Source organism: Mycobacterium sp. URHB0021, assembly GCF_054057895.1.
In genome coordinates this window covers 7,254,232-7,276,971 of the sequence record NZ_JBSRZT010000002.1, presented here as the reverse complement: position 1 = coordinate 7,276,971, position 22,740 = coordinate 7,254,232, and the positions used below count along the sequence as shown (strand labels likewise).

The window sequence follows — 22,740 nt, the reverse complement described above, 5'->3', positions numbered from 1 at the left end:
GCGTATCAGCGTGAAACGGCCCCGACTGGCCAACCGGGTACCGTCGGCTCCGTGAACCGCGCGTCGCTGGACAAAGACCCACGTGAAGTGGCGTCGATGTTCGATGCCGTCGCGCGTAGGTACGACCTGACGAACACCGTGCTGTCGCTCGGCCAGGACCGGTTCTGGCGGCGGGCGACCCGCTCGGCGCTGCGGATCGGGCCCACAGACAAGGTGCTCGACCTGGCTGCGGGTACGGCCGTGTCGACGGTGGAGCTCTCGGCGTCCGGTGCGTGGTGTGTGGCCGCCGACTTCTCGGTCGGCATGCTGGCCGCGGGGACGGGGCGGCGGGTGCCGAAGGTCGCGGGTGATGCGACGCGGCTGCCGTTCGCCGACGGGGTGTTCGATGCGGTGACGATCAGTTTCGGGTTGCGCAACGTGGTCGACCACACCGCCGGGCTGCGCGAGATGGCGCGGGTGACGCGGCCGGGCGGCCGGTTGGTGGTGTGCGAATTCTCTACACCGACCAACCCGCTGTTCGCGACCGTCTACAAGGAGTATCTGATGCGGGCGCTACCCCGGGTGGCCCGCGCGGTGTCGTCGAATCCGGACGCGTACGTGTATCTGGCCGAGTCGATCCGGGCCTGGCCCCCTCAGGTGGAGCTGGCGCACCGGATCGCCGATGCGGGATGGTCTGCGGTGCGCTGGCGCAATCTGACGGGCGGCATCGTCGCGCTACACGCCGCGACGAAACCTACTCGCTGATAGCGACTTTCGCCCTCCCGCGTACGCTCTCGGCGCGGGTTCGCGTCAGCGGGCAAAGAGGGCATGAACGCCATGTTCGACGCGCTTGCCGGACATCTTCCCGCCGTGGCGGGAGTGTCGACGAGCGTCGTGCATCTTCACGGCGGCGGCATGGCGACGAGCGGCGCCGCCGACGTCGGTTACCGGGTGATGCCGGAGGTGTTCGAGGCGAGCATTCGCGATGTCAGCGGGTTCGCGAAGTCTCTCGGTCAGTTGACGGTCTGAATGCCGACGCCGCCGCCGGGAGCGGGTGCGACTACGACATCGCCGAAGGTGTGTTGTGTTGACGGAGAGGGCTGTTCGCTCACCGGAACACAGACGCCGACATAAGGGACTTCCGCGCACGGCCCGACGGGGGTGGCCGCGGCCGTCGCGGACGCACTCACGATCGCCACCGCACAGCCCGCGGCGGCCACGCATAAGCGTCGGTCTCTTCGGGGCATCGTGGATCCTTCCGTCGATCCCGTAGCTGACCCGTACCGATCGAGCGTACGCCGGACAACCTGTGAAAACGACGGGGTAAGCGGGTCAAACCAGGCGCGCTGCATCGTCGCCCGGGGTCCGTGCGGATTTACCCAGTTTGCGAGGCCACTCCAGCAGCAAACTCACAGCGCCGCAATTGCTTTGCCGCAGCGGACAGGGGCAGATTGGTTCCGGCGCCGATGGGTATCCGGTCCGTTGCCTGGAGGCTTCGAACAGGTGAATACGGCATGGATTGGGCGGAAGAGTGAATGTGATCCAGGGCGCGACGCGCGTCATAACACAGTCAGCGGAGGCGACCGTCGCTGCGGCGGGAGCAATCGGTGGTGCGGCAATCAGCGGTGTGATCGGTGGCGTGCAGGGCACCGTCGCCGGAATGAAGAACGGCGTCAGCAGTGGCAGCCACTCGACCCCGGCGGCCGCGTTGGCGCTCGCGGCGATCGGCGCGGCCGGACTTGTCGAATGGCCGGTTCTGCTCGGCGTCGGCGGGACCGCCATCGTCGTCCGGCAACTCACGCAGCGATCCGATGGGCGGGAGAGGCCGATCCTCGCCGCCGTTGCGGATACGCCACAGCGCGCATCCGCTGCCAAACGTTCCTCCGCGGCAAAGCGTCCCGCCGCCAAGCGCAGTTCCGTGCGCAAGGCGGCCAAGTCCACCGGCTCGACGACACGTAAGTCGTCGTCCGGCAACCGTCGCGCCGCGGCGAACCGGTAGCGCGGTGGGTGTGAACAAACTGGTGCCGGCCGTGGTATCGGCGCCTTTCCGTGCCGTTGGTCTGGGCGTGAAGATGGCGTCGGTGGTCACCGCCGTTGGTGTCGACCTCGTGGCCAAGCCCGTGCAGACCGTCTCGCAGCTGCCGGGCGGCCAGGTCCTGGGATCGTTGGCCGCGGTGGCATCCGAGCTGCTCGGTGGCGACCGTTCCCGGCGCCACTGGAGCGGTGGCGACCGGTGCTGGATCGAAGTGCGCGGCCTGAGCGGTTCCGCGCCCGACGGTCGCCTGGGCGAACTCGTCACCAACAAGCTGCGCGCACAGCGCGGCGTCCGCACAGTGAAGCTGAACTATCCGCTCTCGCGCGCGGTCGTCGAGATCGACAGCGATGCGACGTCGGCGCTCCAGCTGTGCGACATCGTTGCGATCGCCGAGGACGAGGCGTCACAGGAGACCGACGACGGAGCCGACCGTCCAGTCGACCTGCCCGTCGACGCCGTGGTGCTTGCCGCGAGCACCGCCGCGGCAGCGGCGAGCGCCGCAGGCCTGGCGCTGACCCTGGCCGGCCGGGCGCTGTGCTGGCCGCGCCTGCCCGCGGGCGTGGCCGCGGCCGTGACGGTCATCGACTATCAGCCACGGCTGCGCAGACTGCTCGAAGAGCGACTCGGAACGAACGCGGCCGACACTGCGCTGGCCTTCGCCGCGAGCCTTTCGTACACGCTGACGCAGGCACCGGCCTCGCTGGCGGTGGACCTCGTCATGCATCTTGCCCGCGCCGCCGAGACCCAATCGGCGGCGGCCGTCTGGGAACGGCGCGAGCCGGCCCTGGCCGAGCACGCCGACTGTCGTGACGGGATCCATGCCTCCGAGCGGCCACGGGACCGTCCGCCCGGCCCCGTGGAGCGTCACGGTGACCGCGGCGGGTTGGCACAGGTGCTGGGTTCGGCCGCGGTCGGATTGGCCACCGCGAACCTTGACGCTGCCGCCACCGCGTCGCTGGTCGCGGCACCCAAGGCCGCCCGCACCAGTCGTGAGGCATTCGCGGCCACGCTCGGTCGTGGCCTGGCCGGCAACCACGGCGTGCTGCCGATGACGTCCGAAGCGTTACGTCGGCTGGACCGTGTCGACGCGATCGTCATCGATCCCCGCGCGCTGTGCACCGCCGAACTCTCGGTGGGGCGGATCCGAAACGTGGACGACTCCGACCGTGCGGCGGCATGGCAGTGGACGCAGGACCAGATCGACCAGGGCGCAACGAGATTGGGATGGCATCGAGTGCCGGGTGGCAACGGCCGTAGACCGGCGGGGGAAGTCCTCGTGCGGGGCGCGGTTCATCCCTTGGCCTCGGCGGTGCTGCGCGAGGCACGGCGAGCCGGAGCCGAGGTGGTGTCCCTGGACGTCGACACACTGGACGACCTGCGCTCGGCCTTCGACGACCTGGATCCCTGCGACGGAACCGTGGACGAGGCACTCGCCGAGTCGGTTAAGCGACTGCAGCAGGACGGACGTACCGTGCTCGTGGTGTCGGGACTCGCGCCGCAGGCGCTCGCTGATGCCGATGTGGCGATCGGCGTCGGTGATCAGCCTCCGACCTGGCGTGCCGACCTGATCGTCGAGGATCTCGACGGCGCCTGGCGTGTCGTGCACGCGTTGCCGGCGGCCCGGCGGGCGAGCGAACGTGGCGTGGAAATCGCCACCGGCGCCTCGCTTTTGGGTGCGCTGCTGATGGTTCCCGGCGTTCGGGGCCGCGGACCTGGGCCGGTTACCGCCGGTGCGGGCGCGGGGGCCTGGACGGGGTTCTGGCTCGCACGCGGCGTACTCGCCGCCGCGTCGCCGCCACGCGAGACACACCGCGACTGGCACGCGTTGTCCATCGAGCAGGTGCGTCGCCTGTTGCCGCCGCCCGAAGCCGCCGAACCGGTCACGGAAAGATCACGGCTGACGGCGCCGGCGACGATGCTGAGGTCGGCAAACCGGTCTGTGGTCGACCCGGCGCGCCGAAATGTGCGCGAGTTCGCCAACGCGCTGCGCGGAGAGCTGTCCGATCCGTTGACGCCGGTGCTCGCGATCGGTTCGGCCGCCAGCGCGATAATGGGTTCACCGGCCGATGCGGTGCTCGTCGGTTCGGTGTTGACCGGCAACGCCGTGCTCGCCGCGACCCAGAAGCTGCGCGCCGAGCGGCTCCTGGGACGACTGCTCGCCGTACAGGATCCACCGGCGCGCCGCCGGATCGCCGACGGAAAGTGCGAATCGGTCGACGCCGCGGGCCTGCGGCCCGGCGACATCATCGAGGTTTGGCCCGGCGAGGTGGTGCCGGCGGACGCCCGGCTGATCGAAGCCGTCGATCTCGAGGTCGACGAATCGGCGCTCACGGGGGAGTCGTTGCCGGTGCCCAAGCAGACCGCGGCCACACCCGCGGTACCGGTGGCCGAGCGTGCCTGCCTCATACACGCGGCCACCACGGTGGTCGCCGGCACCGCCGTGGCGATCGTCACCGCTGTCGGCGCCCAAACCCAGGCCCGACGGGCGGCGCAGGCCCCCCACTCGCAAGAAGCCTCGGTCGGGCTGCAGGCCCAGCTGCGTGATCTCACGGATCGGGCCTGGCCCGTCAGTCTCGCCGGCGGCGGCCTGGTGACGGCCCTGGCCGCGCTACGCCGTGCACCGCTGCGGCGGGCGGTCAGCAGCGGTATTGCCGTGAGCGTCGCGGCCGTGCCGGAAGGTCTGCCTCTGGTCGCGACCCTGGCCCAGCAGGCTTCGGCGCGGCGGCTGACCAGGTCCGGTGCGCTCGTCCGCAGTCCACGCTCGGTCGAGGCGCTCGGGCGCGTCGACGTGGTGTGCTTCGACAAGACCGGAACCCTCAGCGAAAACCGGCTGCGGGTGACCCGGATCGAGACGGCGGGTGGCGCATCGGAAGCCGACGTGCTCGCCCACGCCAGTTCCGCCACACCGCCGCCCAACGGAGACCGACACGAGCACTCGACGGATGTCGCCGTGGTCGAGGCTGCCCAAAAATCAGGCGCCACAACACAATCGGCGGATGCGCATCTGCCGTTCCGTTCGGGTCGCCCATACTCGGCGACGATCGCCGGGTTGGAGCTGTCCATCAAGGGCGCGCCGGAGGTGGTTCTGCCCGCCAGCGGCGATTCGGGCGGTGCGATGTCACGGCGCGTGCAGAAGATGGCGGCAGACGGGCTGCGCGTACTCGCTGTCGCCCGGCGCGAGCTGACCGAGGCCCAGGCGCGGGCGGCCGGGGAAGATTCCGATGTGTTCACCGAACTGTGCAGTGGGGGTTTGCAATTCGCCGGTCTGCTGGGACTTTCCGATACGCCTCGCCCCGATGCGGCAGACGTATTGGCCGGGCTGCAGGCGGCCGGCATCGAGTCGCGCCTCATCACCGGCGACCATCCGGTGACGGCCAAGGCGATAGCCGCGGAACTCGGCATGCCCGTCGGCGATGATCAGGTGCTCAGTGGCGCGCAGTGGGAGGAGATGGCGCGTCGCCAGCAGGAGCAGGCGGTCCAGAAGTGTGTCGTGTTCGCGCGGATGTCACCGGAACACAAGGTGCAGATCGTCGAGACATTGGAACGGGTGGGCCGAGTGTGTGCGATGGTCGGTGACGGCGCGAACGACGCGGCGGCCATCCGTGCGGCAACGGTCGGCATCGGTGTCGCCGCCCGCGGCAGCGATCCGGCTCGGACGGCCGCAGACGTGATGCTGGTCGACGGGCGGATCAGCTCGCTTCTCGAGGCCCTCGAGGAGGGCAGCCAACTGTGGCGGCGTGTGCAGGCCGCAGTCGCGGTGCTGCTCGGCGGCAATGCGGGCGAGGTGGCGTTCTCGATCGTGGGCACCGCGCTGACCGGGCGGTCGCCGCTGAACACCCGGCAGCTGCTCCTGATGAACATGCTCACCGACGCGCTGCCCGCCGCCGCCCTCGCGGTCAGCCGGCCGACATCAAGTCCCTCGCCCGAACGGCGCGGACCTGATCAGGCCGAACTGTGGCGGACGGTCGGCGTCCGGGGGGCCACCACCGCCGCAGCGGCGACGGCGGCTTGGGGTCTGGCGAGTATCACCGGACGTCAGCGCCGGGCCTCGACGGTCGCGCTGGTCGCGCTGGTGGCGACGCAGCTGGGGCAGACGCTCATCGATTCACACAGTCCGCTGGTGGTGGGTACCGCCGCGGGGACGATGCTGGCGATGGGAACGGTGATCAGTACCCCGGTGGTGAGCCAGCTGCTGGGCAGTACCTGGTTGGGACCGGTGGGCTGGGCGCAGGCGTTGACGACGGCCGGAGCGGCGACAGCAGTGGCGGCCGTCGTCCCGAAGCTGCTCGGGCGCGCCGATCCCCAGCCGGACGATCAGTCGTCGACCTGGACCACTCCGACCCGCAACAACACGGCGTACAGCTCTCGCAACGGGAACGCCAGCAACCCGGCAACGGCATCCGTCAATGGATCGGCGCCGACTGACACAGACAGACCTGACACGTCTGCAACCGTCCGGGTTCCGGGCGTACAGCGGGCGAACTCGACATGACTGGAGCGCAACGAATGACCGAAAAATCACGCGCCACCACCCGCCGGGAGGCCGTCGACCGCATTCGCGAAGCGCGAAGTCTCGCGATCGACCTTCCCGTCGTCGGCCGGGTGCGCATACCGCACCCGGAACAGGTGGCGTATTTCGGCGCGCTCGGCGTGCTGGCGGCAGTCGAGATCATCGACTGGCCCATCGCGCTGGCGATCGCCGCGGGCCATGTGCTGGTGCAGAACCAGCACAACAAGGTGGCCGAAGAGGTGGGTGAGGCACTCGAGGACGCGTGACGGAGGTCAGCTGAGTGCGCGTGTGACGAGTTCCGCGATGTGACCGTACGTCCCGACGCGGGGCACCTCGTTGTACTCGCCGCATCCAGCTCCACCAACGCCGGCGCGATACCCGCGATGTCGTCGGCGTTTCGACCCCCAGACCGGGCGACACCAACGGGTCGCGGCGCCGCGCACGATCGGGCACATACGCGGCGTCGAACACCTAACCCATCCACGGTTTGAGGACGCGTATGAATCGTCACCTCGTTGATGCGCCGTCGCGAGCGTGCGTGTCTGCGGCCGACACGCGGTGGAATTTCGTGACTCTACGCACGCTCGTGGCCGACCTACACCGGACCAATGAGCATCGGCGGTCATCGCGATAATCTCTGTCGAGCACCATGACGTGACGGGGGTTTCGGCGATGGCCACGTTCTGGCGGTACGTCCGCATTCAGCTGATGATGTTCGTGTTCGGCATCGTCGGCCCGATCTTCCTGATCATTTACTTTGCGACGCAACCGGATCCGGCAGCCAAATGGGCGTACTGGGCGGGGCTGTTCATCACCGCGGCCGACGTGCTCATCGCCCTGGCGCTCACCAGCGCTACCGGCGATAGCCGCGCGAACGTGCGCGAAGTCGTGTCTCGCCGCGGCGTGTCGCCCGCAGACACGCGCGCTCGCGAAATGGGGAGCTAGCTGAAGGGTGGGCGGCCGTCGAGTCGGTGGGACCCCGCACCGGCGTGCCGCCACAGCCGGGCCACCCAGTCGGCGTCCTCGTCGGTCACGAAGTTCCCCATCACCCGTACCGCGATGTTCATCAGAAACGCCGAGCGCATCGCGATGGGCCCCGTCGAGGGGAGGAACCGTGGAAGGGTCAGCAGCAGTGCCAGGCGCCGCGCGACCGAGAACCCGTGCGCGTAGTGCTCACGCAGCAGCGCCGGCCACACCGTCGAATAATCGGACAGACGGGGCGTGTCCAGCAGTTCCGCGGCCAGCCGGCCGGTCTCCATTCCGTAGTCGATGCCCTCGCCGTTGAGTGGGTTCACGCAGGCCGCCGCGTCGCCGATCAGCATCCAGTTCGGTCCGGCGATGCCCGACACCGCGCCGCCCATCGGCAACAACGCCGACAGCCCGGCCCGGGGCTCACCCTCGAAACCCCACTCGTCGCGGCGCAGCCCGGCGTAGTAGCTCATCAGCGGGCGCAGCGCGGAGTCCGCGGGCCGTTTCGAGGTGGCCAGCGCGCCGACACCGATGTTCGCCTCGCCATTGCCCAGCGGGAAGATCCAGCCGTACCCGGGTAGCACGTTGCCCTCGGGCGAGCGCAACTCCAGGTGGGACGTGATCCACGGCTCGTTGGCCCGCGGCGTCGCGATGTATCCGCGGATCGCCACGCCGTACACGGTCTCCCGATGCCACTGTCGGCCAAGGCTGCGACCCAGCGTCGACCGGGCCCCGTCGGCGACGATCAGGTCGGCGCAGCCGATCTCCGCGCCGGAGTCGACCCGAACCGAGGACACCCGCCCCGACGAATCATGTCGCACGTCAACAACTTTGACGCCGAGCATCATCTTTGCGCCGTCATCGACGGCCACCATCCGGATGCGGTCGTCGAGCTCGGTGCGGGGCACGGCGCTGCTCGTCGACGGGAACGATGGGCCCGGCCACTCCACCTCGACGTCGGCGCCGAACCCCGACAGCCGCAGCCCACGGTGGGTGATGCGGCCGTCGAGCCACGGGCCGAGGCCCAGGAGGCGCATCTCGGCGACGGCACGGGGGGTGAGCCCGTCGCCGCACGCCTTGTCGCGGGGGAACTGGGCGGAGTCGATCACCAGCACGTCGCGGCCGCTGCGGGCCGCCCAGGCGGCCGCCGCCGAGCCCGCGGGCCCGGCTCCGACGACGACCACGTCAGCCTGCGTGTCCATGGTTCCCAGTATGTTGGCAGAGTGAGGACACCAGCGAGTGTGGTGGCGGGGGTGGACTTCGGCGACCCTGCATTTGCGCAGGATGTGCGCGACGGAGTGGCCCGCGTCGAGGACCTGATGGCCACTGAACTGGGCAAAGCCGATGAGTTGATGGCCGAGGCGGTCCAGCACCTGTTTCAGGCCGGCGGCAAGCGCTTCCGCCCGCTGTTCACCGTGCTCTCGGCGCAACTGGGCCCCGAGCCCGACGCGTGGCAGGTCACCGTGGCCGGCGCCGTGATCGAGCTGGTGCACCTCGCGACCCTGTACCACGACGACGTGATGGACGAGGCCCAGGTGCGGCGGGGTGCGGACAGCGCCAACGCCCGCTGGGGCAACAACATCGCGATCCTGGCAGGCGACTATCTGTTCGCGACCGCCTCACGGCTGGTGTCCCGGCTGGGCCCCGAGGCGGTGCGGGTGATCGCGGATACGTTCGCCCAGCTGGTCACCGGCCAGATGCGGGAGACCCGCGGCGCGGCCGACCACGTCGATTCCGTCGAGCATTACCTGAAGGTGGTCTACGAGAAGACCGCGTGCCTCATCGCGGCGTCCGGCCGGTTCGGGGCGACGTTCTCGGGTGCGGACAAAGACCAGATCGAGCGGCTGAGCCGGCTCGGCGGCATCGTCGGCACCGCCTTTCAGATTTCCGACGACATCATCGACATCGACAGCGATCCCGACGAATCCGGCAAGGTGCCCGGCACCGACCTGCGCGAAGGCGTGCATACGCTGCCGGTGCTCTACGCCCTGCGCGAGATCGGCCCGGACGCCGACCGGTTGCGCGCGCTGCTGGCGGGCCCGGTCGAGAACGACGAGGACCTCGCCGAGGCGCTGCGGCTGCTCCGCACGTCGCCGGGCATGGCGCACGCCAAGGACACCGTGGCGCGGTACGCCGTCCAGGCCCGCGACGAGCTCGCCGGCCTGCCGGAAAGTCCTGGTCGCCAGGCGCTGGCGACGCTGGTCGACTACACGGTGAACCGCCACGGCTGACTGTTCGGAACCTGAACTGGCCCTCGGCGCGTTGAATCAGCGATGAGCTCCCTAGTTTCCGTCAGGAGGAAGCCGCGATGACCTGGCATCCGCACGCCAACACGGCCAAGACGTTCGTGTTGCTGGTGGGGTTCTCCACGCTGATCGTGTTCATCGCCGCACTGTTCCGCAATACCGCGATCTTGGGCCTGGCGGTGCTGTTCGCCGTCGGCTTCAACGTGTACATCTACTACAACAGCGACAAGATGGCGCTGAAGGCGATGCACGCCCAGCCGGTCAACGAGATGCAGGCACCGGCGATGTACCGGATCGTGCGTGAGCTGGCGACCACGGCGCGCCAGCCGATGCCGCGGCTCTACATCAGCGACACGGCCGCGCCGAACGCCTTCGCGACCGGTCGCAACCCGCGCAACGCGGCGGTGTGCTGCACGACAGGCATCCTGCATCTCCTCAACGAACGCGAGCTGCGCGCCGTGCTCGGCCACGAGCTGTCCCACGTGTACAACCGCGACATCCTCATCTCGAGCGTCGCCGGTGCGATGGCGGCGGTCATCACCATGCTGGCCAACCTGGCCTACTTCGCGAGCATGTTCGGCGGAAACCGCGAAGGTGGCACGAATCCCTTTGCCATCCTTCTGGTTTCGCTTCTGGGTCCGATCGCGGCGACGGTCATCAAGCTGGCCGTGTCGCGGTCGCGCGAGTACCAGGCGGACCAGTCGGGTGCGGAGCTGACCGGAGATCCGCTGGCGTTGGCGAGCGCGCTGCGCAAGATCAGCGCGGGTGTGCAGCAGGCGCCGCTGCCGCCGGAACCGCAGCTGGCGGATCAGGCGCACCTGATGATCGCCAACCCGTTCCGCTCGGGCGAGAAGATCGGCAAATTGTTCTCGACGCACCCGCCGGTGCAGGACCGGATCCGTCGCCTCGAGGAGATGGCCGGCCGCGGTCCGGGCCAGTACTAGCCCCTCCTACGTTTGGACCCGTAACGCGCCATCTGGCGCCGCCGATGTAGCAAGCATGCTGCAAGTCGGATGGGCACCATCTAAGGTGTTGAGCGTGCTGAGCAGACTGCTGATCGGTCTTGTCGGGGCCGTAGGGGCCGCCATCGTCGGTGTCCCCGGCATCGCGGTGGCCGAGCCGCCACCGGATCCGGTGCCGCAGCCGCCCCCGCCACCGCTGAACGTCAACGCGTTCGCCCCGGTGAAGTTGTCCGAGTACGCGGTGATGGACAACAACTGGTACGCCTTCAGCACCCCCGGTGGCGATACCTGCGTGGTGCAGAAGACCGGCAGCTACGGCTGCAGCGGCGCGCTGCCCGGAGCACCCGAGGGCGCGAATCTCGTCAGCGGCTCGCTGGGCGCCGTGCCGGGCTTCGCGAACACGAACGGCCCGGTGTTCGGAAATATCGGCGCCGTCAAGCCGCTTCCCCCGAACCAGCGGATCAGCTACCAGACAGTGAGCTGTGGGACCGACGGCGTGATGACGTCGTGCCTCGATGCCCGCAACCAGTCGGGCTTCGTGATCAGCCCGGGTGGCAGCTTCATCCTCAACGAGTCGAACCCCCTGCTGGACCGGCCCGAGGGAACGAACCCGTTCACCAACTGAGGACGGGTCAGAGGTAGTTGCCCTCGGGCAGCTGGGCCCTGAAGCGACCGGTGTTCACCGTCGCGATCAGATCCGCCGTACCGACCGAGCCCGAGCCGGACAGCACCGTGCGGCGCACCACCTCGCGGATGTCGGCACCGCTCATGTCCGCGCCGAATTGCGCTGCCACCGAACCCACCTCGATGTCGGAGGCGCCGGCGATGCCCTCCAGGTAGCGGGCCAGGATGGCGGCGGCGGCCTCCCGGTTGGGGTAGCCGATCTCGATGACCGAATCGAAGCGCGCCGACCTCACCGCCGCCGCGTCGAGCGTGCTCACATCGTTGGTCGACGCCAGGGTCAGCAGCGGCGCCATGGGATGTGCATCCATCGCGGCCAGGAACTCCGACAGCGCCGCCGGCGCGCCGTGCCGGTTGCGCCTGCTGTCGACGATCAGATCGATGTCCTCGATCACGATCAACGCCGGCCCCATGCTGCGGGCCTCCTTGTACACCGCGGACAGCGCCGACTGACCCGCGCGGGCGTCGACCACGAACACGGTGAATTGGCCGAGAAGTTCGCGGGCGATCACCTGCGAGATAACGGTCTTGCCGACGCCGGGCGGACCGGCGAGCAGGACCCCGCGCCGCACACCGAGACCGAGGTTCTCCATCAACTGGCGGTGGACGGTGACCGAGGCGACGTTCAAGTCGATCTCGGCCCACACGTCGTCGGGCACGACGACATCTGCGCGGCTGAGGGCCGGAAGCTCGATCGGTTCGAGGGTGAGCCCGTTCTCGTCCGAGGCCGCCAGCACCCGGCCACGGAAGAGGCTTTTCGCGCCGTCGGCGTCGTCCATGATGGCGTCGAGGACGTCGGCCGCATGGGGACGGTCGGCGGGGGACACGTACACCTGGATCCGCGATTTCTCCGAGAACCCGCTCGAATCGCAGATCCGCACCACCACCGCGGCCGGCGCCAACTGGCCGGCTTCGAAGAACGCCGCCAGCACAGACGGCGGAGCCAACCGCTCGTCGCCGATGGTGACGGATCCCCATGTCGCGGGTTCGTCTTCGGCGCCGGGTCCGATGGGAGGATCGAACTTGTCGATGAGGGCGGCCAATGCGAGGCCGGCGGTCACATGCCCAACCGATGTCAGCAAGCGGGATTCGCAGACGACTTCGGAGCTGTAGCGACCGAGCGACGCATGCAGGAAGCCGTCGAATGTGGCGCGGGTGGTCACCGAGTCGGTCAGGATCTGGCCGAGGACCTCGACGGCGCGACGCACATAGAACGGCTCACCGGCGAGCGCGGCGGCCAGCGACAAAGAAGCCGACGATTGCTCCTCCTTTTCGGACACGATCACCGAGTATGCACCGTGGCGCCGCCAAACAGCCAACGAGTTTGAGCTGCGGCACGTGCCGTCGCTGACTGGCCGCCCGGCGGCGGCCGTGCCTGATATTCAGAACCCCGAGCCGTGCACCTCGTGGCCGGGCTTCTCGGCGGCCAGCCCGCGGTAGGCGTCCTCGACGGTCGAGCCGTGGTTGACGACGCCGTCGACCTCGCGCGCGATCGGCATGTTGAGGCCGTACTCGTTGGCGAACTCCATGATCACGCTCGCCGCCTTGACGCCTTCGGCAACCTGATTCATCGCCGCGATGATCTCGTCGATCGGCTTACCCGCCCCCAGCTGTTCACCGACGTGACGGTTGCGGCTGCGCTGGCTCGTGCACGTGACGATGAGATCGCCCATGCCGGCCAAGCCCGCGAACGTGTCACGGTGTCCGCCCATCGCCTCGCCGAGCTTGGACATCTCACGCAGCGCGCGGGCGATCACCATCGCGCGGGTGTTCTCGCCGATGCCCAGCGAGTAGCCCATACCGACCGCGATGGCGTATACGTTCTTCAAGGCGCCCGCCATCTCGACGCCGACCACATCGTCGGTGGTGTACGTCCGAAAACGCTTGGTGCGGAACAATTCTGCGAGCCGGGCAGCGAGATGCTGATCGGGCATCGCCAGCACCGCGGCGGCCGCATACCCGTCGGCGACCTCACGGGCGATGTTCGGGCCGGCGAGGATCCCGGCCGGATGTCCCGGCAGCACCTCGTCGACGATCTGACTCATCCGATAGTTCGTGCCCTGCTCCAGACCCTTGACGAGCGACACCACGGGCACCCATGGCCGAAGCTCCTTGGCGAGCTCGTTCAGCACGCCGCGAAAGCCGTGCGACGGCACGCCCATGACGACGACATCCGCGCAGTTGGCCGCTTCGGAGAAGTCGGTGGTGGCGGTCAAAGTCGGTGACAGCATCACGTCGTTGCCGAGGTACTTGGAGTTGCGGTGCTTCTCGTTGATGTCGTCGGCGGTTTCCTCGGAGCGAACCCACTGCAGCGTCGGACCGCGCCGCGCGCAGATGGAGGCCACGGTGGTGCCCCAGGAGCCTCCACCGAGGACGACGACTTTGGGATCGCGTTGCGCTGGTGCCATGGCGATCAGCGTAGGTTCCCTGCGCGCGGCGCAGGCATAATTAGACGGACTTTGCTGAGGGGGGTGGCGTGTCGGTGTCGGTGTCGACCGTGGAGGCGTCGAACCCTGACGCACTGACCGCCGCCGCCGGCCGACTGACTCCCAAGATCGCCGCAGTCGACGCCACCATCGCCACCCAGCGGGCCGCTCTGGTCCGGCTCAAGGCCGCCTGGCAGGGCACCGGGTCGGATGCCGCCGTCGCCATGGCCGAGAAGAATCTCGGGCAGCAGGAAGCGCTGCGGGGGCGGCTTCACGGCCTGCAGTCCGTCCTGCAAAACGGCGGCACGCAACTGTCCTCGGCCCGTGATGGGCTTCTTCGGATCGTGAAGACGTTGCGCGCCATGGGATGGACGGTCTCCGACGACGGCCCTGCGAGCGCGCCCCGGTTCCCGCCGATCCTCAAGCTGTTCGAACCCGGGTTCACCGCGGTCATCCAACGGCTGCTGCAGCTGTACTCCGACATCGACGAGGCCACCGCCGGCGCCGTCAGGACCGCGTGGGGCGCCGCGCCGCCTGCGGTGCCGCCCGGCGCACCCGCGCTGCCGCGGCCACCCGAGGGCGCCAGTGCCGAGGAGGTCGATCGCTGGTGGAACAGCCTGAGTGACGAGGACAGGAAGCGTCTCCTCGCGGCGGCGCCGCGCGGGTTGGGCAATCTCGACGGGTTGCCGGTCGAAGTGCGCAACGCGCTCAACACGGCGGTGATGGACCGCGATATCGCCCGTGTCGACAAGGCTGCCACCGCCAACGGTGCCCGATCAGAAGACGTCGCGGCCCAGCCGGAGAAGTACGGTCTGACGGCCGCCGACGCCATCGCCTACCGCAACGGCCTGAAGACCAGGGGCGGCCTGAAGCACCAGGCCGAGGCCGACAACCCTGGCCGGCCCCGGCCGGTGTACCTGTTCGGCTACGACCCGCTGGCCCACCACGGCCAGGGCAAGGCCGCCGTCGCGATCGGCAATCCCGACACCGCCGACAACATCGGCGTGATCGTCCCGGGCACCGGCAGCAGCGTGTCGCAGGACTGGCTGATGAGCGGACGCAACGACGGGGTCAACTTGCTCGACCAGATGACCAATGCCGACCCGACGAAGCAGAACGCCGTCATCTTGTGGATGGGCTACGAAACTCCTGACGGCTTCAGCGACGCGCGGATCGCCAACCCGCTACTGGCCCGCGACGGTGGCCGATTGCTGGCCGGCGACGTCAACAGCCTCGGCGTCACGCATGCCAGGGCAGGCGCACCGAACATCACCGTGCTGGGCCACTCGTACGGATCGACGACCGTCGCCGACGCGTTCGCAGGCAGCGGCATGAAGGCCTCCAACGCCGTGCTGATCGGTTGTCCCGGAACGGATTTGGCACGCGATGCCGGAGACTTCGATCTGCAGGGTGGGCAGGTGTACGTCGCAAACGCCTCGACGGACCCCGTCGGCTGGATCGGGGCGTCCGACATCGAGCAGGCGTTCATCAACGGGCCGATGCGCACCGACCTCGGATGGTCGGTCGGCCTCGGAAACGACCCGTCCGCGGAATCCTTCGGCGCCACCCGGTTTCACGCCGAGGTGCCGGGCTCGGGGTTCCTCGACACGGACGACCACTCGTACTACTACACGATCGGCAGCGAGTCGCTGTACAGCATGGCGGCCATCTCGTCGGGCCACGGCGACGCGCTGGCGGAACTGGGCATGCTCGCCGAGGAACGGGGTCCGCTGACCGTCAGCACGCCGGACAAGATCGATACCCCGTTGGGGGAGATCGACCTGCCGAAGATCGAGATGCCGGTGTCGCCCTGGGAGCTCGTCGACCCCGAGTCGGCACGCGACCCCGGCTCGATCACATCCGAGAACAAGTTCGACGGAACCAACCCGGTATAGGACTGCTTGATGACGTTTCGACTGCGATGGCTGGCCGCGCTGCTGGCGGCGCTCGTGATGGGAGGGTGTGGCATGGTCGGATCCCGCTCGGAGTCGGATCACCCGTGGGATGAGCCGGAGAATCCGCTCACCGATGAGCAGACGATGGCACAGGTGGTGGACCCGGCCAAGGATGTGGTGCGCGCGCTGCCGCAGCTCGACGATGTCACCGGCGGCTTCTCGTACGGGTCGTGCAACGACCAGGGCGACCCGCCGTTCCAGGGCCGCGTCGAGGTGGCGTTCAAGCTTCCGGCCGACCCCGACACCCTGTTCGGACAGATCCGCGACACGATGCTGAAGCAGGGCTGGAGCGCTGGCGCACCGGAGGGCCAGAAGGTGCACGGCGGGGGTCTCAACCGCAACGGTGTGACGGCCACCGTGGGACCGCGCGCGGCCGACCCGGGTTACGGGTCGCTGAAGCTCTACGGCGAGTGCCGCAACGTGGGTGAGCACCTCGGCGAAGATGCGGTCAACCTGACCGACCAGCTGCGCTAGCGGCGAGCTTCGCTGGTCAGCTCAGCGGTAGTTGACGAACTGCAGTGCTACCTCGAGATCGGCGCCGCGCAGCAGCGCCTGAACGGCCTGCAGATCGTCGCGTTTCTTGGAGCTGACGCGGACCTCGTCACCTTGGATCTGGGTTTTGACGCCCTTGGGTCCTTCGTCGCGGATGAGCTTGGTGATCTTCTTGGCGTGCTCGCTGTCGATGCCCTGCTTGATGGTGCCGCTGACCTTGTAGGTCTTGCCGCTGGCCTGGGGATCACCCGCGACGTCGAAGGCCTTCATCGAGATGTCGCGACGGATCAGTTTCTCCTTGAAGACGTCGATGGCGGCCTTCGCTCGCTCCTCGGTGGAGGAGGTGATGGTGATGGTCTCGTCGCCTTGCCAGGCGATGGTTGTGTCGGTGCCGCGGAAGTCGAAGCGGGTGGCCAGCTCCTTGGCGGCCTGGTTCAGCGCGTTGTCGACCTCCTGCCGGTCGACCTTGCTGACGACGTCGAACGATGAATCCGCCATTGGATCCGTTCCTCCTCGGGGATTGGCTCGGTTTGTATCTGAGGTACATCCTCGTTGTATTCTGCGTTGCGCACTAAACCACCAAGGCTAGGTGCAGCACCCAGGCAGGTTGCCCGAGCGGCCAATGGGAGCGGACTGTAAATCCGTCGGCTAACGCCTACGCAGGTTCGAATCCTGCACCTGCCACACTGGTCAGAGGCATTTTGGCTGCTGACCACGCGTTTGAGTCACCGTACATTGTCAGGGTTTGTCACAACTCGCCCGAAACTCTGCGCTGCTTGACTCGACGTGGCGGACGCCCATGTTCTAAAGGTTGAGCCGGAGTCCGTGTCGTGTAACCACCCAGCCGCCAATGTTGCGCTCTAGTGGCAACGAGACGTCAGAGCGGCGCCTGCGACCGCAGACTAGGAGCCGGTTCCGAACCGACGTCGTGACAGCAGGATTTTGAATATCGGCAGCTCGATGGCGTTCAAGAGACGAACAGCGCCGGATGTGCAACGACGACGCTGGGGGCCACATCGCCTGTTCGTCTCAGCAGGAAGCATTTTTGAAACACAGTTCCTGGTTTGCAAGGTTTATTGACGTTTGTGAGCGTCTGAACGCCTGGAGGGTCCCCATCGGCCACGGCCTCTAACGGCTGTCGGCTGCCAGGTGAAGGGGGACCATTTCAGGGCTGGTTTGCCATGAGCATGGGACCACCTGGCCGGCGGGGTTTGCCAGTTATGGGCGACTCCGGCGTGGTGTGGGGGCTTCCGGTTGTTGGGCCGCTGTATCGGCCCAATGAGCTACCGGAAGGATCGGTGATCGAGATCGTGGAGATGTGTGGCTGTGGCTGCAGGGGTTGGGTTGGTTGCCCGGCTATCGGGGACTGATGGCAAAACGGTGCGACGGTATGTCACCGTGCGCGGGCATGCGGACCGGACGGTGACGGTGAGATGGTCAGCTCACCGATGACCTGCTTGGAGCGGTGATCGCCGAGGTCCATCCGGGGCCGGCCTCGGCGAAGAGGCAGGTGTGGCAGACGTGGGTTGGTGTCGTACCGGACACCGGACACCGGAGAACCGGTCGACCGTGCGTATCCCCGACGGCGCTGTGATCTGCAGCCGCGGTGACGGCAACGATTGCAGCACTCCACGTTCGACACAAAGTCGCTCATCAGGGATCGCGCAGGTCTACGAACGCACCACCGCGTTGACTTCGGCGCACCACGCCTTGGCCGCGGTGTTGGCGGCCGTCCGTCCACCGTGGTGCCATCGATGACCGCCTGGGTTAGCAGCGGGACGGCCAGGTCGCCTTGGGCGCAGCCGCACAGGTTCTCCACGATTGCCTTCGATTGCGGCATTGGCGTGGGCGAACCCATAGTGGTTGGCCAGGCGCACATCATCCGGAGTCGGGACCACCGCTTGACGACCACACACCCTTCAGGCAGACCATCCAATTGCCAGCACCCGCACCGGCACGCCACCGATTGCGACCAGCCTTTCAGCGATCAACGCCAACGGTGTCGAGGTTCGCTGATCGGTGATGAAGGCGACGTAGCGGCAGCGCGAGAAACGCCGGCACCGCACAGAACGGGAACAACCCGGGTGCTGCCTGGACCCAACCGATCACCAAATACTCACCCGGTGGCCACAGCGTAGGATGACATCCGCGATGATTTTGCCTGCGCCACAACACTTTCGCTTCAGCGTCCAGGCGGCGGAAGTTACGGTCAGAACCCCGATAGCCCGCAGCCGCAGCGACTGGCGACAGTCGTTTCGCAGAGATCCGACACCCTGCGACTTCGCGATCCGTTCGGCGACCAGCTCGGCCACCCGGTCATAGTTATGGGCCCGCTCGACCACCTCCGGCGGCGGCGCTCTGGCCTGGTCGGTCGCGAACTTCTCGACGATCCGTTTGACGGTTTTTGGGTGGTGCCGCACACCTCGGCGGCGGCTCGGTATAACCCGAGTTGTTGATGGGCAGAAATGATGCACATGCGGTCCTTCGCAGACTCAGACGAAACCGAACGCGAGCTGACGCAGCCTCTGATCCCAGCTGTCAGGCGGCGGGGCTGATCTCGACCTCGAAACCAAGTTCTTTGAGCTGATGCACCAAACGAGCCTTCTGCAGACCGGGATCATTGCGCTCGGTGTAGTAGTCAGCGCCCAACTCGGCGTAGGCGACCTGGTCGTGCAAGACGTGCCAGACGATCACCAGAATGGTGTGCGCGACAGCGACGACAGCTTTCTTGCCGGATTCAGCGAATGCTCCTGTGCGACAGGGAAGGACGGTCGCCGCCTTCGTCGCCTTCGCACGTGCGCGGCAGGGCGACTTTCGCCGCCCCGCCGCTGCGTGATCCGCCGGATCAGATGCTGAAGGCGTCGCGCATGCTGGCCGCCTTGGCCGCTTCGCCGAGCGGGGGAAGGCCGAGCATGTCCTCGGTGGTGCCAAGCATCGAGTAATGCGTGAAGGCATCGGCCGCCTTGGTGCCCGGGGTGACCGTCGGTGCGATCACCTCGGTGAGGACCTGGTTGGATCCGGCGCCACCCTCGTCCCAAGTCAAGAAGATTGCGGTGTTTCCCGACTGGTACTGGGTGCTGTTGACCAACTGCGGAATGAGGGTGGACAGGTACTTGTCTCCGGTCTGCAGCTCACCAGGCACGCCGGTGCCAGCGCAGGCGTCGTGCATGTCATCGCATAGGTCCGGAGTGATGAAGGTGAACTTTCCGCTGAGGTCCGGCGTCGAGACCGTGTCAAACGGGATGTCCTTCTGCTGGCACAATGTCGAGAAGTTCTTCTCGACGTAGTACGCCGCAGGATTGTGCTTCGGCGCGTAATGGCCGTCGGTCTGTGCCTCGCAGTTGGTCTTCATCGACTCGTTGAGTGCCCGCCAGTCGCCGCCGAGCTGGGAGAAGATGCTTTCCGCAGTGATCGGGGGGAAGTCCGACGGATTCCCATCTTTGGTGACTCCCTGCGTTGAACCGGATGTCATGGCGATGTAGTTGGGCAGGCTCGGGTTGGTAATCGCGCTGTAGTTGGTGGCCTCACCGCACATGCCGGCGAGCTTGTTGATGTAGGGCGCATCGGGAGAACCATTCACCTGTGCAAAGCTTTTGTTCTCCATCACGATCCATACCACGTGCTCGTACTTGGTGTTGGCGGCTTTCTGAGCGACGCCACAGGGCTTGTCGACGTTGGGCCTGCTACTCGGGGTGTCCGCATTGGCGACACCCGGCATGACAGCCAGTGCACTGATCACACCGGCGGCCGCAACAGCAGCCATCCGAGCCACGCGGTGGTGGCGGTTCTGAAATGCGTTCATTACCAATCCTTTCGAGATGGGAGCCGGGTGATATCGGAAATCCGGCCTCTGCAGTCTTGAAAAGTCTTCTGTCCCAATCACATCCATAACATGGATCACAACTGTCTCGTTAGTTAACATCCGCCCCAAAGGCAACGTCTGCACCAACCGTTACATCATGTCCATGTTGCTGCCCTTGACATCCAAGAAGGCCCACGGATCCCCGCACGCATGCCGAGACACGATCAGCTGACGCCCACAGCCCGGCGACCGCATTTCTGCGGGTTGTCAGAACGCAAGCTGGAGGAGTACGTCGGCCACGCCGAACGGCCAATCGTCAGTGCACTCCACAAAATTCGCGTCGGTTGGTGGATCAGCGCCGCTGTGGCCGGCTCAGCGCGGGACTGCTGACCAACGCAGCGACGTCCGTACCCGTTTCACCACTGCCCTCGTGTCGTGACCGGTCAGCACGAGAGCCACCGGGAACAGAGCAATGACAACCTGCACCCCGACGCCAAGCCGATGCGCATCGGCGACCTGTTCAAGCAGCACGGTGTGGGACATGATGCCGGGCTTCTTCTGCCTGAACTTCATGATCACGTTCTTCCTCACCTGGTTCCCCTCCTACCTGGTCGAAGAACGCGGCTTCAACCTGCTCAAGCTCGGCGTCTTCGGCATGATCCCGCCGCTGGCCGCCATCCTGGGCAGCTGGGCCGGCGGTCTCATCGGTGACTATCTATCAGGCCGGGGCTGGTCGCTGAACAAGGTCCGCAAGACGTGTCTGGTCGGCGGCATGATGGTCTGCTCGGTGATCGCGCTGGCCGCCATCGCCCCGGAAGCCTCGCAGCCGCTCGTGCTGATGTCGACTTCGTATGCGGCGGCGGCCTGCACCATCGTGTCGAACTGGTGCCTGCCCGCTGACGTCGTCGGCTTCAGCACCGTCGCCACCCTCGGCTCGACCCAGAAGCTCTTCTCCAACATCGGCAGCGCACGCAGCCCATTCGTCGCCGGCGCGCTGTGCTTTGGACTCCTGATCAACAAGATCGACCCCATTCGACGCCGGGAGTTGAAAACGACGACGTGACTCGGCGCCTACGGACGACGATGGCCTCCGCCTGCTGGCGGGGCCCATCCTCGTTGGAGGACTCAATCCCGCCTGCTGTCAGGCAGCCCCCCGGCACCAGCGGTGCGATGACACCGAGCGGGACCAAACCGAACTCGGCGGCGAGGGGTGACCTTCGGGGCCGTACCTGACCGATAGACCGGGACCGGGCATCGACACTAGGAGGCTGCCGTCATGGCCATCAAGGGATGGACGTGGATGTCGGCGGGTGTGGTCGCTACAAGTACCAGAAGGTCCTGGTTCCAGGACCAACCCTGACCACATGGTGCCCAGTGCGCCGTCGCTGACGACATTCCGCCCCTTCAGGTGGCTCCGCGGTATCGGAGGGGACGGTATTGGAGTATTGGAGTGATCTATGGATCACGAGGCACTGCGACAGCCGCGACGACCGGGAACGCAACGTGATGAGGCGGTCCCGAACTGCTTCGGCCAGACGATCGTGACGGACAGCCGGACTGGTTGCCAGCGGGGACGACGGGGGTCTTCCGAATAGGCGGGCTGCAGGCAGCCCCGAGGAGAGGCTATTCGCGAAGGAGGCCACTATCAAAATCCGGACTAGCTACATCATGGCCCCATTAGCAACAGGCGCTGCCGCGTCGCGATTGCCGCCGCACCGACGGCCCTGGCAGATATCACGTCGGGCATGTCCTTAACATCACCAGTGGGACTGGTGTGCAGTCGTATGGACCGGCAGAGCCCTCGTGCACCGCGGGGTCGACGCCGACGACGTGGTCATCCGCCGGCAGGTGGGTGACGCCCAGTTCCTCTACCTGTCCTCTACCTGTTGGCCGTAGGCACGGCCCGCTGATGCGTCACCGCCGAGTTCCGTCTGGGGGAACACCACGCCGATTCGGATACTGTGCCCCAACGCACCGAGGCCCTCCCCCAATTCCTCAGGGGGAGGGCCTCAGTGATGTTTATCAACGGATGTAGCCCGGCTGCAGGACATCGACTTGGTAGATCCCGTGGTGCCAGCGGGCGCCCGGCATCGCCTCGGGCGACGGGTGTGCCTTGACGTCGGGCGTCGCGACGACGTCCGGCGGGCGCACGTCGGCGTTGTTGGCCGCGCTGGCCGTCCCGGCCAGGCCGAGGGCGGCGCCGCCGATGATTCCGGCCGAGATGATCGGCAGGGCGAAGTAGCGGGCGAAGCGGTTGGTGTTCATGTGAGTTCTCCTGTGTCCTTTGAGGTTTGGTGTCTTTTCGCCGGTGTTTTCCGGTGATGACCCAAGACTGCCGCCCCGCGGGAGGTTTGTATGTCCGGCGATCGGACGGTGACACGGATGAATCACGTGTCCCCCGATCGGGGGAGGAACCAGCCGGTGCTGGCGCTGCAGGAGGGGGCGGCGGTGCTGGTGGCGCCCAGCCTTGCCGCCGGCCTGTGGGGGAGATGCGGGGGCGAGCCCAACCGCAAGGCCCGGTGCTCAGCCCACGCGAGGCGGAGCTGGTGAGGTTGATTGCCGCGGGCAGCAGCATTCCCGCGTTGGCCAACGAGCTGTACCTGGCGCCGTCGACCCTCAAGACCCACGTCCAACAATTCGTCGACTACTTCGCCGCGCAACCGATACGCGTCCCGCGATTCTG

At 67.3% G+C, this 22,740-nt stretch carries 21 protein-coding genes, 1 tRNA gene and 3 pseudogenes; 14 read left to right on the top strand and 11 right to left on the bottom strand.

Translation table 11 applies throughout. From position 1 onward, the window contains the following. Window positions 1-51: 51 nt before the first annotated feature. Entirely contained in the window at window positions 52-744 is a 693-nt protein-coding gene (locus tag ACVWWN_RS37690; RefSeq protein WP_457148412.1) for a demethylmenaquinone methyltransferase, read from the top strand. 63 nt (window positions 745-807) lie between these two features. Beyond that, window positions 808-1,008, top strand: a complete 201-nt coding sequence (locus tag ACVWWN_RS37685) for a hypothetical protein (protein WP_457148411.1) — start codon at window positions 808-810, stop codon at window positions 1,006-1,008. Here ACVWWN_RS37685 and ACVWWN_RS37680 read toward each other — a convergent pair. Beyond that, on the bottom strand, window positions 993-1,226 hold the full coding sequence (locus tag ACVWWN_RS37680; protein WP_457148410.1) for a hypothetical protein: 234 nt from the start codon (window positions 1,224-1,226) through the stop codon (window positions 993-995). The genes ACVWWN_RS37685 and ACVWWN_RS37680 overlap by 16 nt on opposite strands. Before the next feature lie 284 nt (window positions 1,227-1,510). Here ACVWWN_RS37680 and ACVWWN_RS37675 point away from each other — a divergent pair, with 284 nt between their 5' ends. Beyond that, the gene (locus ACVWWN_RS37675) at window positions 1,511-1,978 is read left to right on the top strand and encodes a hypothetical protein (protein WP_457148409.1); all 468 of its coding nucleotides are present in this window, start codon (window positions 1,511-1,513) and stop codon (window positions 1,976-1,978) included. A gap of 73 nt (window positions 1,979-2,051) precedes the next feature. Further along, a pseudogene (locus ACVWWN_RS37670) lies at window positions 2,052-6,278 on the top strand (HAD-IC family P-type ATPase); the annotation flags it as partial. Window positions 6,279-6,328: 50 nt separating this feature from the next. Here the strand turns inward: ACVWWN_RS37670 and ACVWWN_RS37665 are convergent. After that, window positions 6,329-6,442, bottom strand: coding sequence for an Rv1535 domain-containing protein (locus tag ACVWWN_RS37665; RefSeq protein ID WP_457149431.1), 114 nt, complete (start codon window positions 6,440-6,442; stop codon window positions 6,329-6,331). Between the two features lie 78 nt (window positions 6,443-6,520). On the opposite strand from ACVWWN_RS37665, the gene ACVWWN_RS37660 reads away from it, so the two are divergent. Both ACVWWN_RS37660 and ACVWWN_RS37655 read left to right on the top strand, forming a co-directional pair. After that, window positions 6,521-6,790 (top strand): hypothetical protein, encoded by a 270-nt coding sequence (locus ACVWWN_RS37660; protein ID WP_457148408.1) that lies wholly within the window; start codon window positions 6,521-6,523, stop codon window positions 6,788-6,790. A 406-nt stretch (window positions 6,791-7,196) separates the two neighbouring features. Next, complete coding sequence (locus tag ACVWWN_RS37655; protein ID WP_457148407.1) at window positions 7,197-7,469, top strand: hypothetical protein; 273 nt, start codon at window positions 7,197-7,199, stop codon at window positions 7,467-7,469. On the opposite strand, the gene menJ is transcribed toward ACVWWN_RS37655, so the two are convergent. Continuing rightward, a complete protein-coding gene (gene menJ, locus ACVWWN_RS37650; RefSeq protein WP_457148406.1) occupies window positions 7,466-8,695 on the bottom strand; it encodes a menaquinone reductase in 1,230 nt (409 codons plus the stop codon). The two genes, ACVWWN_RS37655 and menJ, sit on opposite strands and share 4 nt — an antisense overlap. A 21-nt stretch (window positions 8,696-8,716) precedes the next feature. Between menJ and grcC1 the strand changes: the two genes are divergently transcribed. From grcC1 to ACVWWN_RS37635, 3 genes are all read left to right on the top strand, one after another. Then, window positions 8,717-9,724 (top strand): nonaprenyl/(2E,6E)-farnesyl/geranylgeranyl diphosphat synthase, encoded by a 1,008-nt coding sequence (grcC1, locus tag ACVWWN_RS37645; RefSeq protein WP_457148405.1) that lies wholly within the window; start codon window positions 8,717-8,719, stop codon window positions 9,722-9,724. A gap of 77 nt (window positions 9,725-9,801) precedes the next feature. Continuing rightward, window positions 9,802-10,683: a zinc metalloprotease HtpX gene (gene htpX / locus ACVWWN_RS37640; RefSeq protein WP_457148404.1), complete on the top strand. Its 882-nt coding sequence runs from the start codon at window positions 9,802-9,804 to the stop codon at window positions 10,681-10,683. An 88-nt stretch (window positions 10,684-10,771) separates the two neighbouring features. Further along, entirely contained in the window at window positions 10,772-11,326 is a 555-nt protein-coding gene (locus ACVWWN_RS37635; protein WP_457149430.1) for a hypothetical protein, read from the top strand. Window positions 11,327-11,333: 7 nt separating this feature from the next. On the opposite strand, the gene ACVWWN_RS37630 is transcribed toward ACVWWN_RS37635, so the two are convergent. Together ACVWWN_RS37630 and ACVWWN_RS37625 are read right to left on the bottom strand one after the other, a co-directional pair. After that, the gene (locus ACVWWN_RS37630) at window positions 11,334-12,662 is read right to left on the bottom strand and encodes an ATP-binding protein (RefSeq protein WP_457148403.1); all 1,329 of its coding nucleotides are present in this window, start codon (window positions 12,660-12,662) and stop codon (window positions 11,334-11,336) included. A 102-nt stretch (window positions 12,663-12,764) separates the two neighbouring features. Further along, a complete protein-coding gene (locus ACVWWN_RS37625; RefSeq protein WP_457148402.1) occupies window positions 12,765-13,790 on the bottom strand; it encodes an NAD(P)H-dependent glycerol-3-phosphate dehydrogenase in 1,026 nt (341 codons plus the stop codon). Window positions 13,791-13,858: 68 nt separating this feature from the next. Between ACVWWN_RS37625 and ACVWWN_RS37620 the strand changes: the two genes are divergently transcribed. Both ACVWWN_RS37620 and ACVWWN_RS37615 read left to right on the top strand, forming a co-directional pair. Further along, window positions 13,859-15,703, top strand: coding sequence for an alpha/beta hydrolase (locus ACVWWN_RS37620; protein WP_457148401.1), 1,845 nt, complete (start codon window positions 13,859-13,861; stop codon window positions 15,701-15,703). 9 nt (window positions 15,704-15,712) lie between these two features. Next, a complete protein-coding gene (locus tag ACVWWN_RS37615) occupies window positions 15,713-16,237 on the top strand; it encodes a hypothetical protein (protein WP_457148400.1) in 525 nt (174 codons plus the stop codon). A 21-nt stretch (window positions 16,238-16,258) separates the two neighbouring features. Here the strand turns inward: ACVWWN_RS37615 and ACVWWN_RS37610 are convergent, their stop codons facing one another. After that, window positions 16,259-16,753, bottom strand: coding sequence for a YajQ family cyclic di-GMP-binding protein (locus ACVWWN_RS37610; RefSeq protein WP_457148399.1), 495 nt, complete (start codon window positions 16,751-16,753; stop codon window positions 16,259-16,261). A gap of 103 nt (window positions 16,754-16,856) precedes the next feature. Here ACVWWN_RS37610 and ACVWWN_RS37605 point away from each other — a divergent pair. Beyond that, a tRNA-Tyr gene (locus tag ACVWWN_RS37605) sits at window positions 16,857-16,939 on the top strand. 1,854 nt (window positions 16,940-18,793) lie between these two features. On the opposite strand, the gene ACVWWN_RS37600 is transcribed toward ACVWWN_RS37605, so the two are convergent. From ACVWWN_RS37600 to ACVWWN_RS37590, 3 genes are all read right to left on the bottom strand, one after another. Then, entirely contained in the window at window positions 18,794-18,949 is a 156-nt protein-coding gene (locus tag ACVWWN_RS37600) for a hypothetical protein (RefSeq protein ID WP_457148398.1), read from the bottom strand. A gap of 151 nt (window positions 18,950-19,100) precedes the next feature. Continuing rightward, the gene (locus ACVWWN_RS37595) at window positions 19,101-20,201 is read right to left on the bottom strand and encodes an alkaline phosphatase family protein (protein ID WP_457149429.1); all 1,101 of its coding nucleotides are present in this window, start codon (window positions 20,199-20,201) and stop codon (window positions 19,101-19,103) included. Window positions 20,202-20,429: 228 nt separating this feature from the next. Beyond that, window positions 20,430-20,636: a hypothetical protein gene (locus tag ACVWWN_RS37590; protein ID WP_457148397.1), complete on the bottom strand. Its 207-nt coding sequence runs from the start codon at window positions 20,634-20,636 to the stop codon at window positions 20,430-20,432. Here ACVWWN_RS37590 and ACVWWN_RS37585 point away from each other — a divergent pair. Further along, window positions 20,629-21,120 (top strand): hypothetical protein, encoded by a 492-nt coding sequence (locus ACVWWN_RS37585; RefSeq protein WP_457148396.1) that lies wholly within the window; start codon window positions 20,629-20,631, stop codon window positions 21,118-21,120. The two genes, ACVWWN_RS37590 and ACVWWN_RS37585, sit on opposite strands and share 8 nt — an antisense overlap. A gap of 716 nt (window positions 21,121-21,836) precedes the next feature. On the opposite strand, the pseudogene ACVWWN_RS37580 reads toward ACVWWN_RS37585, so the two are convergent. Continuing rightward, window positions 21,837-22,015 (bottom strand): annotated as a pseudogene (locus tag ACVWWN_RS37580) (LLM class F420-dependent oxidoreductase); the annotation flags it as partial. Window positions 22,016-22,079: 64 nt separating this feature from the next. Then, entirely contained in the window at window positions 22,080-22,322 is a 243-nt protein-coding gene (locus ACVWWN_RS37575) for a hypothetical protein (RefSeq protein ID WP_457148395.1), read from the bottom strand. A 186-nt stretch (window positions 22,323-22,508) separates the two neighbouring features. On the opposite strand from ACVWWN_RS37575, the pseudogene ACVWWN_RS37570 reads away from it, so the two are divergent. Next, a pseudogene (locus ACVWWN_RS37570) lies at window positions 22,509-22,702 on the top strand (LuxR C-terminal-related transcriptional regulator); the annotation flags it as partial. Between the last annotated feature and the right edge of the window lie 38 nt (window positions 22,703-22,740).